Annotated in this window: 16 protein-coding genes; 10 read left to right on the top strand and 6 right to left on the bottom strand. The window is 50.8% G+C overall.

What is annotated here, in order from left to right; translation table 11 throughout:
- Window positions 1–119 precede the first annotated feature (119 nt).
- The 3 genes from EDM21_RS03015 (at window position 120) to EDM21_RS03005 (ending at window position 2,021) form a co-directional block, all read left to right on the top strand.
- Complete coding sequence (locus tag EDM21_RS03015) at window positions 120–314, top strand: hypothetical protein (RefSeq protein ID WP_157333755.1); 195 nt, start codon at window positions 120–122, stop codon at window positions 312–314.
- 164 nt (window positions 315–478) lie between these two features.
- On the top strand, window positions 479–694 hold the full coding sequence (gene tatA, locus EDM21_RS03010; protein ID WP_166541801.1) for a twin-arginine translocase TatA/TatE family subunit: 216 nt from the start codon (window positions 479–481) through the stop codon (window positions 692–694).
- Between the two features lie 145 nt (window positions 695–839).
- Window positions 840–2,021, top strand: a complete 1,182-nt coding sequence (locus EDM21_RS03005) for a putative glycoside hydrolase (protein WP_157332818.1) — start codon at window positions 840–842, stop codon at window positions 2,019–2,021.
- Window positions 2,022–2,241: 220 nt separating this feature from the next.
- Here the strand turns inward: EDM21_RS03005 and EDM21_RS03000 are convergent, their stop codons facing one another.
- Window positions 2,242–3,138, bottom strand: a complete 897-nt coding sequence (locus EDM21_RS03000; RefSeq protein ID WP_157332816.1) for an aldo/keto reductase — start codon at window positions 3,136–3,138, stop codon at window positions 2,242–2,244.
- Window positions 3,139–3,245: 107 nt separating this feature from the next.
- Window positions 3,246–3,458 (bottom strand): DUF3906 family protein, encoded by a 213-nt coding sequence (locus EDM21_RS02995; RefSeq protein WP_157332814.1) that lies wholly within the window; start codon window positions 3,456–3,458, stop codon window positions 3,246–3,248.
- A gap of 158 nt (window positions 3,459–3,616) precedes the next feature.
- Here EDM21_RS02995 and EDM21_RS02990 point away from each other — a divergent pair, with 158 nt between their 5' ends.
- The gene (locus tag EDM21_RS02990; RefSeq protein WP_157332813.1) at window positions 3,617–4,573 is read left to right on the top strand and encodes a D-2-hydroxyacid dehydrogenase; all 957 of its coding nucleotides are present in this window, start codon (window positions 3,617–3,619) and stop codon (window positions 4,571–4,573) included.
- A 139-nt stretch (window positions 4,574–4,712) separates the two neighbouring features.
- Here EDM21_RS02990 and pfkA read toward each other — a convergent pair whose 3' ends face one another.
- The 4 genes from pfkA to EDM21_RS02970 all read right to left on the bottom strand — a co-directional run bounded on the left by pfkA (window position 4,713) and on the right by EDM21_RS02970 (window position 7,919).
- Window positions 4,713–5,678 (bottom strand): 6-phosphofructokinase, encoded by a 966-nt coding sequence (gene pfkA, locus EDM21_RS02985; RefSeq protein WP_157332811.1) that lies wholly within the window; start codon window positions 5,676–5,678, stop codon window positions 4,713–4,715.
- Between the two features lie 61 nt (window positions 5,679–5,739).
- A complete protein-coding gene (locus EDM21_RS02980) occupies window positions 5,740–6,765 on the bottom strand; it encodes a tetraprenyl-beta-curcumene synthase family protein (RefSeq protein WP_157333751.1) in 1,026 nt (341 codons plus the stop codon).
- A gap of 37 nt (window positions 6,766–6,802) precedes the next feature.
- A complete protein-coding gene (locus EDM21_RS02975; protein ID WP_166541800.1) occupies window positions 6,803–7,441 on the bottom strand; it encodes a hypothetical protein in 639 nt (212 codons plus the stop codon).
- A 163-nt stretch (window positions 7,442–7,604) separates the two neighbouring features.
- Window positions 7,605–7,919, bottom strand: a complete 315-nt coding sequence (locus tag EDM21_RS02970) for a hypothetical protein (protein ID WP_166541799.1) — start codon at window positions 7,917–7,919, stop codon at window positions 7,605–7,607.
- 368 nt (window positions 7,920–8,287) lie between these two features.
- Here EDM21_RS02970 and EDM21_RS02965 point away from each other — a divergent pair, with 368 nt between their 5' ends.
- The 6 genes from EDM21_RS02965 (at window position 8,288) to EDM21_RS02940 (ending at window position 14,496) form a co-directional block, all read left to right on the top strand.
- Entirely contained in the window at window positions 8,288–9,481 is a 1,194-nt protein-coding gene (locus EDM21_RS02965) for an MFS transporter (RefSeq protein ID WP_157332808.1), read from the top strand.
- Window positions 9,474–10,244 (top strand): ABC transporter ATP-binding protein, encoded by a 771-nt coding sequence (locus tag EDM21_RS02960; RefSeq protein ID WP_157332807.1) that lies wholly within the window; start codon window positions 9,474–9,476, stop codon window positions 10,242–10,244. Before EDM21_RS02965 ends, EDM21_RS02960 begins: the two co-directional genes overlap by 8 nt.
- Window positions 10,241–11,647: an FtsX-like permease family protein gene (locus EDM21_RS02955; RefSeq protein ID WP_166541798.1), complete on the top strand. Its 1,407-nt coding sequence runs from the start codon at window positions 10,241–10,243 to the stop codon at window positions 11,645–11,647. Before EDM21_RS02960 ends, EDM21_RS02955 begins: the two co-directional genes overlap by 4 nt.
- 17 nt (window positions 11,648–11,664) lie before the next feature.
- Entirely contained in the window at window positions 11,665–12,759 is a 1,095-nt protein-coding gene (locus EDM21_RS02950; protein ID WP_157332805.1) for an efflux RND transporter periplasmic adaptor subunit, read from the top strand.
- Between the two features lie 147 nt (window positions 12,760–12,906).
- The gene (locus EDM21_RS02945) at window positions 12,907–13,551 is read left to right on the top strand and encodes a nitroreductase family protein (RefSeq protein ID WP_157332803.1); all 645 of its coding nucleotides are present in this window, start codon (window positions 12,907–12,909) and stop codon (window positions 13,549–13,551) included.
- Between the two features lie 108 nt (window positions 13,552–13,659).
- Window positions 13,660–14,496, top strand: a complete 837-nt coding sequence (locus EDM21_RS02940; RefSeq protein WP_157332802.1) for a GNAT family N-acetyltransferase — start codon at window positions 13,660–13,662, stop codon at window positions 14,494–14,496.
- The last annotated feature ends 64 nt before the right edge of the window (window positions 14,497–14,560 follow it).

The following is a 14,560-nucleotide window of genomic DNA, read 5'->3' as shown; positions in this document are numbered from 1 at the left end:
CCACGAAGTGCCAATGCGCGGCTGCGAACTTTATGATATACTTCTAGAGAGTCGTCTCATTTGCATGGTTTGCGTATAATTTCCGCTAGTTTCTTCATCAGATCCAGACAGGAAGGATGATGGAAATGGAAACCGTTAAACTGTCCGATATCGTAAAGACTTATACGCCTGAACTTTATACCTTTTTGACGCGAACCGAACTCAATTCCGAAATCGTCCTCGTGAATGGCATCGATTCACTTGACCAAGAGGATGTTATCGAAATTGTACAGTACAGCATAAAAGAAAACCGCCGCAACGCTTTCCTCCACTAGGAGGAAAGCGTTTTTTGTTGCATCCCTGGTTCCTAAATCCATACACACGCTATGTTCACAAAAAAGTAGCAAATAAACTAGATTGCCTCTTAATTCCATGTTATGATAGGACCACGATAAATAACCGGGTAGACACGCCTGTATTGAATTGGAGGTGTACGTTAGTGGGTGTTTTCTCTCCATGGCATATCTTGCTGATTGCCGTTGTGGCTCTACTGCTCTTCGGACCAAGCAAATTGCCCGAACTCGGACGCGGCTTCGGCCGGATGTTCAGAGAATTCAAGGACGCTACGAATGGTCTTGCTTCCGATGATTCAAGTCAGCCTGCAGCGCCGCGCAAAGAAATCAATTCTTCCGTTGAAGAAGAAACACGGAAATAACTTTATACACAAAGACTTGGTTCCGCCGGAACCGGGTCTTTTTTTTATTCCGGTAAGATTGAGAAATTCTGCTTCACCCCTACTCGATGAGGGTAATTTTACATTTATGGCAACATGACTAAATTTTGCAAAGGGAGAGAGCAGCATGAACGTAATTTTGGCAGCTATGATGCTGCTGTGGGGAAGCTTGTCCGGGACTGGTCCGGATCCTGCTTTAGAATCACTTGCCAAAGCCGTCGTTACGAACACCAAGAGCACGGCCGCAACTTCAGGCACTGACAAACCTGATGGAGGTCTCGCCCCTGTCAACAAGAAGGATCCGCAGCCCGATGCACCTAAGGTCAAAGGAATTTATCTGACCGCACACAGCGCAGGCGGAAGCAAGCTTGATTCGCTTCTTCAACTGCTGGACGAAACAGAACTGAATTCCATGGTGATTGATGTGAAGGATGACTGGGGCCAAGTCACCTACGATACCGGCAACGCTGAACTTGCGGCCAAAGGCACAACCAAAAAACTGATCCGCGACATGCCCGCTCTGATGGAGAAGCTAAAGCAGCATGATGTGTATCCTATCGCACGGATCGTCGTCTTCAAAGATACGATGCTTGCCAACAACAAGCCGGAATTATCCTTCCTGAATCCCAACGGAACCGTGTGGACCAACGGCAAAAAAACACCGGAGAGTTTCGTGAATCCTTATAAAAAAGAAGTGTGGGACTACAACATTGCCGTTGCCAAAGAAGCGGCAAAGGCAGGCTTCAAAGAGATTCAATTCGATTACGTCCGCTTCCCGGAAGGATTCGAGAAGCGCGCCGATACGCTCAAGTATGACAAAGACGACCGGACCCGCATTCAGGCCGTTTCTGAATTTGTCCAATACGCACATGAACAGCTTACGCCGCTGGGTGTCCGTATCTCGGTCGATATATTCGGATATGCCGTTTCTGTACCCGCAGCAGAAGGAATCGGACAAGATTTCCAGGCGATCTCGCAGAACGTCGATGTGATCAGCCCCATGATCTATCCGAGCCATTATACAAATGGCTGGTACGGTGTCGCTGTTCCGGATGCCAATCCCTATGCAACGATCAGCGGAGCCATGAAAGATACGAACAAGAAACTTCTGCCGCTTATAGAGCAGAAGACAGCCCCTGTGGTCCGTCCCTGGATTCAAGATTTTACCGCCTCATGGGTACAGGGGCACATCCGATACGGAGCCAAACAAATGCAGGATCAATACCGGGCGCTGAAAGAAAATGGAACCGAAGAATTTCTGCTGTGGAATGCAGCGAACAACTACACCAGAGGTGTTGATTACAAGTAAGGCAGCAAGAATATACATACAACAGGAAGAGCCAGGCAGAGGGCATACCTCTTAGCCTGGCTCTTCTATGCGTACTGATTTGGTATGTTATCAGATGATCAATACACCAGATAGAAAGAATGAACTTCTATCGGTGTCTCATTCCCGCTGCCGGAGCACGGGTCCGTCTCGGTCCGATCGGACCCCGCGCTTCGGCAGCAGGGCGTCAGGATCGACCGAGCTATACCTGCCCGGGCCACTGCCCTGCCGATGCTTCCTGCCAGCGGCCGCGGATCTCTGCGATGGCCTCCATCGGCAGCGCGCCTTGGGAGATCAGCTCGGCGTTCTCTTCCCAGCGGCCGGGACGGGCCGTGCCGACAATCGCCGTCTGCACCCCCGGTACCGACAGCGTGAAGCGCAGCGCTGTCCCGACAGATTCCGGAAGCGGCGCATTCAGGAAATGATACCGGAGCCGCCGCAGCCGCTCCCAGTATTCCTGGTGGTAGGCCGCTTCGGGCCTGGCCCCCGTACGCCAAGCGGCATTGGCGATCGGGCGCTTTGCAATGACGCCCATACCGCGCCGGGCCGCTTCCGGGATCGTCCGTTCAATCGCCTCCTGATCGGCAATGTTAAGCGACGTCTGAAGCGTATCGAACAAGCCGGTCTGCACGGCGTATTGCGCAGCCGCTCCATCGGCACTGCAGCCGATAAACCGGGCTTTGCCCTGCTCTTTGAATTTCTGCAGCAGGGAAATTACTTCGCCGCTTCTCAGCAGTTCCTCCGGACAATTGTGGAGCTGCAGCAAATCGACATAGTCTGTGTTCAGCCGCTTCAAGCTCCGTTCAAGACTGCGCTCCATCATGCCAAGGTCCCAGTTGTCTTCTTCAAAACCCTGGTTATGGCCAATCTTGGTGAACAAATAAAAATCATTCCTGCGGTGCGAAACCGCCTTCCCGATTCGTTCTTCGGAATACTGATAGCATTCTCCGGTATCAATGACATTCAGGCCCGCATCGAGCGCTCCGTTCAGCAGAGCATCGACTGTTCGCTGCTCTACCTGTTCCTGGCCGATTTCGGCTCCGCCGAAGCCGAGTATACTGACTTTCATTCCTGTTGATCCGAGTATCCTCTGTTTCATCCGGATCGCCCCCTCCCTTGAATCCAGCTGTTTAAGAATCCTAGATTCAGTTAACAAGTCGATCCAGCAATTATCCTATATGTATACTTAAGGCGCTTTCGGATATCTTAGCCGGATACGCTAGTCTCGATCACGTAACCGGCTCCGCTATTCAGGCGTTTCTTCTCCACGATTGCCGCTTCTTTTACTTCCGGAGCCACGGTAAAGTGCCGGATTAAATGACCTTCCACAGCTTCAAATGCTTTCTCATCCGAGTCGGCAGCTACGATCAAATAGCTTAAACCTTCTTGTAATTCCATTTCTATTTTATATAAAAACATGTGATTTCCTCCCCAATCCGCTTTCTTGACGGTTCTTTTTACAAGATTCCTTTTATGTTACCAAAATGTGGGGTGTTTGCCTAGTTAGGCGCTAACTTCGCTGACGTTTTCTTTCTCCAGCACATTCCTTTACAATGAAGAAAAGGAGGCTGACTGTGATGCTGAATGTTACGGCTTTAACGAAAATGGACGTATCTTATCTAACGGAGAACCTTCCTTCCGATTTGGCTGGCCGAGTAAACCTCCAGACCTTCCAGACGGCTGAAGAAGCGGGCCCTGCTCTAGAGAACACCGAAGTATTGATTACGACGGGAAAATTTGACGAGGCTTGGCTCCCCCTGCTCCCCAAGCTCCGCTGGGTGCAGTCGTTGTCTGCGGGTGTGGACAAGCTGCCTTTGCAGGAATTGGGTGAGCGCCAAGTAACCGTAACCAACATGAGCGGCGTACATGCCATCCAAATGAGCGAATATGCGCTCTCTGTTATGCTGGGTTGGGTAAGGCATACGAAAGCCTTTAACGACAGTCAACGAGATAAGGTCTGGAACCACAAGCTGATTACAGGCGAGCTCCACGGCCAGACTTTGGGAATCATCGGTACGGGCAGCATTGGGACGGAAGTAGCCCGCAAGGCGAAAGCCTTCGATATGCGCGTCTTAGGCTACAGCCGTTCCGGCAGTCTCAAGCCGAATTTTGACGAAATCCGAACCGGTGACTCCGGGCTCGAATCTCTTCTCCGCGAATCTGATTTTGTACTTCTTCTCGTACCCGGCACGAAGGAGACGGTCCGCTTGTTGAGTGCCAGGCAGTTCGCTATGATGAAGCAATCCGCTTATCTCATCAATATGGCCCGGGGAAGCGTCGTTGATGAAGCTGATCTGATTCAAGCTCTCCAAAACGGGACCATCGCGGGTGCCGCACTGGATGTATTTGAGCAGGAGCCTCTGCCTGCTGCCTCTCTACTCTGGGAAATGGAGCAGGTTACGATAACGCCTCATATATCCGGAGATACTCCTCAATATGTCGAGCGCTCCGCAGAGATTGTATATCCGAACTTGTTCCGGTTCCTGGCCAATGAACCGCTGCTCAATCTGGTTGACCTGCGGCTGGGCTACTAGGGCGCTTGCTTTCGTCCAAGACTCTCCGAATATGAAAAGCCTTCTTTTCCTTAGCTGTCCGGGACAGATTGGGAAAGAAGGCTTTTTATATGCAGCAGACTTTTATCAGCTAATTGTATTGGAGTGACGAACTTACCGATTATTGTGACAACCGGAGTGCAAGATTGTAAAGCTCCATGTTAAAAGGACGCTTCGTGTTTACGACAAGATCAATGTCGGTGGCAACAAGTTCACCTTTGACCACACCCACCGATTTGCCCGAGTCGCCTTCAATCAGCTTACGCACAGCAAAATCGCCGAGACGGCTTGCTAGAATACGGTCGGAATGAGTCGGTGTGCCTCCGCGCTGAATATGTCCGAGTACCGTTACACGCGCATCAATTCCGTTGTGTTCCATGATCTGGCGGGCAATGTCATCCCCTTTGCCGGCGCCTTCTGCAACCAGAATAATACTGTGGCGCTTGCCGTGTGCAAAATTGTCACTCATGCGGGTAGCGATTTCGTTCACATCATACGTAACTTCCGGTACGAGAATCGTTTCGGCTCCACTGGCAAGGCCCGAGTAAAGAGCGATTTCGCCGCAGTGGCGGCCCATCACTTCAACCACGGACGAACGCTCGTGCGAAGTCATCGTATCCCGGAGCTTGTTAATTGCATCTACCACGATAGACACTGCCGTGTCGAAGCCGATGGTGAAATCGGTGAACGGAATGTCGTTATCAATCGTTCCCGGCAGACACATCGTCTTAATACCGAGCTTGTTGAGCTTGTTGGCGCCTTGATAAGAACCGTCCCCTCCGATCACGACCAAGCCGTCGATCCCATGGGCACGCAAATTATCTGCTCCTTGCTGCTGCCCTTCGGGTGTCATGAACTCCTTGGAACGGGCTGTCTGCAGAATAGTTCCCCCACGCTGGATAATATCTCCGACGCTTCTGAGATCCATTTCGTTAATATCATTATTAATCAGTCCCTGGTAGCCGCGTTGAACCCCATACACTCTAACACCATGATAAAGCGCGCTGCGCACAACGGCGCGGACGGCCGCGTTCATTCCTTGGGAATCGCCACCGCTTGTTAATACTGCAATTGATTTAACTGTCATGTAACTTCCTCCTTGCTTGCCTGTGAGCAATAGTAAAAGCATGAATTAAACTTTATTGGAATCAAGAGGTTCTGCGGATCCATAAGCTGTTGACCCAGAAGAACAATCTGCTGATTGTACTGTCTTTCATTAGCTGGCGGGAAATTTGCCGCACCTGCTTCTGATTCTTTACTTTGGGATCAGATAGGTACAGTGCGAGCAGACCCTCGATAATCATCCGGTGAAAAGAAGCGTCCTCCAGACGGGAAGTCCTTTCCCTCGCCTGCTCAGCAGCGAAGGCGATACGCTGGACGGTCCGGTCCATGTCGGGGTAATAACTGCAAAAGTTCAAATCCCCGCCGATCCGGTCCTCTTCCTGATCAATTAAATAATCAAGCAGAATATGAAGACCGCAAACATAAGGAAAATAAGCTGATCGGATTCCCCTTACACGTTCTTCTGTAAGAGAAGAGTCTGATGCAGCAACGAACAACATAAACATACCGAGTGTAGAGCCGGTTGCTGCTGCGAACTCGTTCCAGCTCAGCTCGGGATACCCCGCGCTGTGTTCTTCCCACCACTGGAGCAAAGCCTGTTCCCTTAACTCCGGGTGAATATGTTTATGTACCTGAAGGTCGCAGTAAAGTGAAACGAGCGAGCGGATATCCGCCTCTACCATCGCGAAAGACGGCAGATCGGCGATACATGCCTGGCAGTTCTTCACAAGATCCGCCAGATATTGATTATCTTCCCGCTGGCTGCGATAGGCGTAATAGTTATGCAGTGGAGCTTCAGGGTCAACGGCATCAAGCATCGCCTGGTGGAGACTCCGGAAATCTTCCGGGTCCTGCGATGTGCTCCGGTCGCATAGATTATCCAAATAATCGCTGATGGTCTGAAAGGAAACAATAAGCGAAATCAATACACGCCGCATCGGCAAATTGGCCACAGCATAAACTGCGCCGCCCTGACAGTGAAATTGTTTGTTTGTTAGGCTTGCTGTCGCCTGCATTCTCAATTCTTCATCGGGAATTTGCCGGGCTTTACGCCGCCAACCTTCCAACTCTTGCCTTACACCTGGAAGCACATACTTATATATGCAGTACATTAAGCTAAGCGGGCCCCGTGGCACATCCAAGGAAAGGTTAATTGGCAGGTTCAGCGAGTTCAAGCAATTCTCCTCCGTAGCATTGACGATAGCAGTATGCGAGCAGCAGTTTTATTTCAAGGTATTGAATATGGGTCAGCCAAGTATCGATCTCCGGATTCTGCAGCAGTGTAACTTGCAGTTCGATCACATCCGTAAACACAGAGGAATTCCATTCCGGCGAGGTCAGGAGGACATCCAGTTTGGCCTTCATCGCTTCATGATCCAAGTCATTCAGGGTAGGCTGCTTTTCAAGATAAGCACGCACTTCTGTCATCAGTACCGTATGTATGGGATGATTGCCTACATCTTGCAGCCAGTGCTTGGCGTTGCTGTAATCTCCCTCCATCCGGTGCATTAGACCGTGCCAGTAACTGCCCGTGTCGTTTGTAATGTCCTGAGAAATCTCATGACTGTTGTCCAGGCTTTCATTCAGCAGATACAGTCCGGCCTTAAGTGCCAGTGCGTAGGGTTCCTTATCTTGATCATTTCCGCTTAATGCGGAAACCTGGAGTTTGCCGATACGGACATCAATGAGCGAATCCCATTCCTCTATGGGATAGAGCGACGGCCGTCTTTCGAGCAGAGGTTTGGCGATCAGCCTGATCCATGATGGTTTCTCTTCTTCTGGTGGCACCTCAAGCACTCCTTCCTGCGGCTCTGACCTGGCGCTTCAGATCAAATCTCTTTTTTCTTTCTATCTTACCAGAATTACAATGGTTTTACACCTTGCGGTTGCAAGGACATCAGCCTCACAGCCTGATCCTGCCTGCAGGTGGAAGGCCGCCTGCGGTCCGCTGTCATCCGTGGCGTTTGCTCTCCACATTCTGATGGGTACGAAACCATAAGTGCAGATCATTAATCGTACTCGCCAAATCGGCGATTTCATAGTTAAGGGCGCAAGAAGTCGGGAAGTCGTCCTCAACGTTCAATTTATTTTGTTTGGCGATGATGAATCCTTCCAACTGTTTGATCCGTTCGGGAATTGTCCCGCGTATGGTCTCCCACTTCAGAAGGATAGCCCCTCTCTCTTCCACTGAGAAGTCTTCCCACTCTTGATCAAATTCGGGCAAAGGGATCCCCAGTCGCTTATCATGCACAAAACGGCAGGTCACAAGAACACCCCTTCCAGCATTTCTGGATACCACACCACGTAACCTTCCCTCTAATTTATCATGAGCAGCCGTCACGTTTCCACTACAAGTTGTCGGTAATCTTTGGAGTTGACCGTTACATCTATCCTACTTCAATCCCGGCAGGCTGGCTAGGAAAGATATCATGGTCTTATACCCGGATTCGTCCATATAATTGGGAAATGAAAGGAAAAAGAGAAATAGACTCCTTCCATCTGCCTCATACACCCGTATGCTTAATTGCACGTATCTTAACCCTTCATTATACTAGCACTAGCAGAAGGACGCCCCTTAAGCGGCGTCTTTTCTTTTTGAACGCTTTTATATGAAGGCAGAATGGGTGGATATAGTTGAAAACACAGCAAGATTTCGTCCTGCGCGGATTTACCTTTTCCTATTATATGATGATGGCTCTGATCGCTTCGTTCTTCCCGCTCTACTTCGACTCACGCGGTTATACCAAGGAACAGATCGGTCTGCTGTACTCGATTGGACCGATGATTAGTATTTTTGCGAATCTGATCTGGGGTTTTGCCAGCGATAAACTGCAGAAAATCAAACCGATCCTCATTACCTTGTATATCGGACAACTTGTATTTGCAATGTCGATGTTCCGTACCGACTCTTTTACGATGCTTTATATTCTGATGGCCGGCTTTTATTTCTTCCAGCAGCCCGGGCAATCTCTCAATGACAGCCAGCTTCTCCTGTATTCCAGGCATACGGGCAAAAGCTACGCCTCCTTCCGGATTTTCGGTTCCATCGGGTTTGCTTTCTCCGCTTTATTTTTCGGAATGCTTTTCAAAGAAACTAATATCAGTCTGCTTTCGTCTATTACTATAGCGGTTATTATGACCGGGTTACTATTCTCTCTCGGGATTGTGGACACAAGAGGAGCGCAGAGCAAAATCGACATCAAAGGGATAGGAAAGGTGCTGGCCGCTCCGCGTCTGCTCATCTTTCTGCTGCTCATCCTGATTATGTCGATCTCCCACCGTTTCAACGACGGATTCCTTGCCCTGCATATGCGTGAAATGGGCGCATCCGACATGACGGTCGGCGTCGCCATGATGGTCTCGGCACTTAGTGAAATTCCGGTGCTGTTCTTCCTCGGGAAGCACGGGCACAAGTACAAAGAACTGCCGCTTCTGGCTGTAGCCGGGTTGATGTATGCAATCCGGTTCCTGATTGTCAGCCTCTCCGATCAGACCGCCTGGGTCATGGTGGCCCAAATGATGCACAGCGTCACATTCGGCGTGTTCCTCGTCACTGCGCTGCGCTACCTGACGCGGGTAATACCAGACCAATACCGGGCTTCGGGACAAGCGATTTTCGCCATTACCTGGTCCAGCATCGCAGGAATCATCAGCGGCAGATTCGGAGGATACCTATTTGCAGATTACGGCAGCAAAACGCTGTACTTGATCGGATCGGCGCTCGCCATAACGGCTGCGGCAGGATTTCTTGTGTTCCACGCCCGGCTCAATGCCCTAGAAGCCAAATTAACTGCCATTCCAAATTCAAAGGAGGATTCGCATGCTTGAGGTAAGCGGGCTTTCGCATACCTTTCAAAGCGGTACGGAACAGTCTCACGTCTTAGTAGACATTAACTTTACCGTTAACAAAGGAGAGATCGTTGCCCTGCTCGGAAGTTCCGGCTCCGGTAAATCAACCCTGCTGAACCTGATGGCCGGTCTCATGAAGCCGACAACAGGCAGTATTCTGATTGCCGGACAGCCGATTGAGCGCATGAGCGAGAATAAGCTCGCTGAGTTCAGGCGCCACCATATCGGATTTATTTTTCAGTCCTACGAATTGATCTCCCACCTGACAGTCCGGGAAAATGTAGAGCTTCCGCTCGTGTTCCAAGGCATCAAGCCAAGCGAACGGAAGGACCGCGCCAAAGCTCTGCTGGCCCAGGTGGGCCTTGCGGAGAAGACGGAATTGTTCCCCTCCCAGCTCTCCGGAGGGCAGCAGCAGCGGGTCAGTATAGCCCGCTCGCTGATAACCCGTCCCGCCATCGTATTCGCTGACGAGCCGACAGGCAACCTGGACACCAAGACTGAATCGGAAATTATCGATCTACTGCTGAATTTGAACCGCACGCTCGACATCACCTTCATCATTGTGACACATGAGCGCGAAGTGGCGGGCCGGACGCAGCGCGTCATCCAGCTGCGGGACGGTAAGCTTGTGGAAGAGAACGAGGATGGCGACGAGGAAAGCGTCTCGTACGCTGATGAGAGCGCTGCTGCGGCTGAACCCGCTTCTTACGTAAATGTCCAAGCTGGAGGTGATGCCCGGTGAAACTGCGTGATTACATGCGCCTCAGCTGGGATCAGCTCAACCGGCGCAAAGTGGTAACGGCTTTGTGCGCCCTCGGCATATCAATCGGTTCGGCAGCCATTATAGTCGCTCTGGCCGTTGGGGAATCGGCCGCCTATTACACAGACAAAGAAATGAAATCTTTTCTCAAAACCGATGAGATTACAATCCGCAACGAAGAAAATAATCAGGGCCAGGCACCAGAGGGCGATTCTCAAGGTTCTGCCGGTGCGTCTGCCACAGCTGCTTCCCCGAACGCGATTACCAATCAGAAGCTGGACCTTATCCGGGGACTGCCTCATGTAAAAGCCGTCGCCAGCTTCCAGCGGATGGGACATTATTTTTTTGCCTTGGATGACGGTAAAATCGGTAATTTCGAGCTCATTGCCACGGATCTCGATACACTCGTTAAATTCGGAAATGAATTCCAGCAGGGCGGATCTTCGGACGTTGAGAATACCATCATCATTTCTCCCGGGGCTGCCATGGGGCTTTTCGATGAACAGGGCGAGAAAAACCGGCGCAAGCAAATGCAGCAGAATCCGAATGATCAGGAAATGTGGAAAGCCATGCGGGAATTGGAGAAAATCCCGACTCCTCTTTATCAGAAACAAATCAGTGTCATGCAAGAACACCCCGCTAATACAGCAAAACAGCAGACACAAATACCCGTTCGCGTAACCGGTGTCCTTAAGAAACCGGACGGAATGTCCAGTGATACGGTGATGTATTACAAACAGGCCTATGTTTCTCATGCACTGGCCAAAAAAATCCGGGAAGCTTCCCAAGCCTCGGGACAAGCTCCTGACGGCAACCCTGTTTCTATGCAGGAATCTTATTCAGAAGTACTTGTGAAAGTGGATCAGACATCCAATTTGGAGGCTGTCGAGAAGCAGATCCAGAAACTCAGGCTGAACACACAAAACAATCTCCATCAAGAAGAACGTATGGAAGGCCAGTTCGTCATTATGCGGATCGTATTCCTTGGGATCGGACTTTTTATTCTCTTTATTGCCTCCATTTCCATTGTCGTAGCGATGACCATGTCAACCTACCAGCGCCGGCGGCAGATCGGGATTATGAAAGTACTCGGTGCAAATCTTGCGCAGATTCGCAACATGTTCATCGTCGAATCCGCTCTGCTGGGACTGCTTGGCGGATTGCTCGGAATCCTGTTGTCCTATTGGGTGGTCTGGGGAATTAACGCCATCCTGTTTATGACAGGAGAGATCCAGCCCGGAGAGAACAACCAAATCTTATTCATCTCTTCCTGGATTCTTCCGACCGGCATGTTCTTTGCCATTATGACAGGGGTCTTGTCCGGAATATATCCCGCAGTTAAGGCGTCCCGCACGGACGCGCTAACCGCAATCAAACGCGAATAGGAGTGAAAATCGTCACGATGAAGAAAAAAATATGGGCTCTGGTTGCGGCTGTCGTCGTAATCGGGATTAGCGTATTCCTCTACATACAGAGCAACCCCAAAACAGGACCTTCACCTGGAGATGTAGCCGGAGACATGGGAAATCTTTCTTTCAAGGCAGTGAGTGAAGAATTGATCGGATCCATCGAAGTGAAAGGGAAATCCTCTTATGAGAAAGAAACGTGGGTGCATGCCCCTTTCAGTGGGGATATCGTCAAATGGAATGTCAGCGAGGGCACCCAAGTTAAAAAAGGCGATTCTTTATTCGTCCTGGACAGCTCTTCGATTGACAATGAAATCGCCCAAATGCAGGCCAATCTCAAGAAACAAGATCTGGAGGCCCAGCTTGCCAAATTCCAGGAAAATGCGGGATCAGCTCCTGCAGGCTCAGATCCGGCCGGGATGACCGAGTATGAAGCCAAGAAACGCTTTGCGGATGCGGAAAGCGCCAAAATTCAGGCTCAATTGAACACAATGAACCGTGAAACCGCTCAGAATCAATTAAACGAAAAGCAGAAAATGCTGGCAAAAGCGAACTTCCGTGCTCCCGAAGCTGGAATTTTCCTGTTCGAAGATTCATCCAAAGTCCCGCAAGCTCTGCAGGCAAATGACCGGATCGGTAAAATTGTTGATTTGTCCAAGCTTGAGCTTCTCTGCTACGTCGGAGAATTTGATGTTTTTCAAATTAAAGCCGGAATGCCGGTCACCGTCAAAATAGATGCCCTGCCTGGAGTAACTCTTAAAGGCACCGTCAAGCAAGTATCCAAATTCGCCAAAACAAGCAGCGATGCCAACCCGGTCTCGTCCGCACAGTTTGAAGTCGTCGTGTCTCTTGAAGCGAATGAAAAACTGATCGCAGGTCTCAGCCTGACCGGAACCATTGAGACTTCCCGTAAAGCACAAGCGCTCGTGGTTCCGACCATCGCCGTACAGCGGGATAAAGAAAAGCATTTCGTCATGCTCGATACGGGCAGCGGAGTAGAACGCAGAGATATCACGATCGGAATGGAAACGGCCGAGAAAACAGAAATATTAAGCGGACTGAACGAAGGAGATACCGTGGTACTCCAATAGGCTAAATCGGATTAATGTATTCTGCACAAACAGATCTGTCTCTTTGCAAACCGCCTGAATTCATCTATAATTGTGAGAAGATACTAGCACCTAGTCTTAATTCTTACAAACCGGACTCATTCAAGTGGAAAGTAGGGACTGAACCCGATGAATTATGAGGATTTTAAAACCGTTATGCTTGGAAGACGCAGTATACGCAAGTTTACAGACGAAGAGGTTTCCGTAGAGGATGTCAGAGAATTAATCGACTGTGCACGCTTTGCTCCAAGCGATACGAATTCACAGACCTGGAAATTTATCGCTGTTATGAACCGGGATACCATTAAAGCTATTGAAGAGGCCACATGGGACGAGCTCCATAAACGTGCTGCGGCCGCCGAAGAGCGCGGACTCGCACGTGAAGGCAAGCTCCTCGTCAAGTCCTTCGGTCCTTACGCCACCGCCTTCTCCGACGCTCCAGTTGTCATCGTTTGCTTAGCCACGCCGTATGAATCCAAGTTCCGTGAACGGATATTCGATCCGATCGGGTTTGTGGAGGAGGCTGTCTGGGCGGAAGAAGGGATCAAAAGCTCCTGCCTCGCTTCCCAGAACCTGATGCTTGCCGCTCATGCGCGCGGCCTTGCGACTTGTCCCATGACAGGGCCCGTTCTGCTTGCCCAGCATCGCCTCCGTGAGCTTTTGCCGATTCCGGACGAGGCGCAAATCAACATGGTGATTGCCCTGGGGCATCCTAAGGAACGTCCCGGCAAATTATCCCGTAAAGAAATCGATGAAATATTGGATATCGTATAGCCAAATTCAATCCATAGCTGCCTCCCCTATTCCAACGCGGAAACCGGGAGGCTTTATTTTGGAACAAGAAATCAATCCATCAGCAGGCAGAAGAAATGAGGATGCGAGATGAAATTCCCGTTAGTCACCCACTCCTTAGCGGAGCGCCTGGAACTGGCAGAAATCCGCTTTGTCACCTCCAGAATTCAAGGAATCCGTGAACGCGCAGGCAACCCCATGGGAGCGGAGATCGCCCGATTCGGCGGAGCTACGGCCTACTATGTCCGGCAGATGCCTTGGCCGCTTTTTAATACAGTAAAGGGGCTGGGACCGGATGATCTGGACGAGCTGGACCCGCTTTTAGCTTTCTATAAGGAACGCGGACGTATCTGCACCTTCGAACTAATTCCCGGGAAAACGAATGCTGCGGTAACCCGCGCTCTGGCTGAGAGAGGATACTTCCAGGAAGGGTTCCACTCGTGCTTGTATGGTCTTCCAGAACCTACAGCACCTGTACTCCCGCCCTACCTTCGTATTGAACCCGTTACCGGGAGAGGGCAGTTTGAGCTCTACGGCGCTCTTCACTGCGCAGGCACAGGGATGGACCCGGGCGGCACGCAGCACTTTATCGACAACAATATCGTGCTCTTTGATCGCCCCGGCTGGCGCTTCTTCCTGGGCTACATCGACGGTCAGCCGGCAGGTGTAGGTGTCATGCATATCGACGGTGAAGTCGCTTCTTGTACGCTCGCGGCTACTCTGCCGGAATTCAGAGGCCGCGGCCTGCAGACGGCCATGCTTCAGACGCGGATGCATGAAGCGGCTAAAGCCGGGTGCCGTATCGTGGCCGCTCAAGCGGACTTCGGCTCGGCGAGCCAGAACAACATGGAGCGCCTGGGTATGCGGCTCGCATACACGCGCGCCACCTGGGGCCAGCTAGCGGCTCGCGGTAGCTCCTCACGGTAGCGGCACGTGGTAGCGGCTTGCGGTAGCCTCACCCGCTCGGACAAAAAAGGAAGGCAGATGTAGT

The organism is Paenibacillus lutrae, from assembly GCF_009757775.1.
GTDB classification, from domain to species: domain Bacteria; phylum Bacillota; class Bacilli; order Paenibacillales; family NBRC-103111; genus Paenibacillus_F; species Paenibacillus_F lutrae.
The sequence above is the reverse complement of the archived record's forward strand: the minus strand, read 5'-3'. Positions and strand labels throughout refer to the sequence as shown.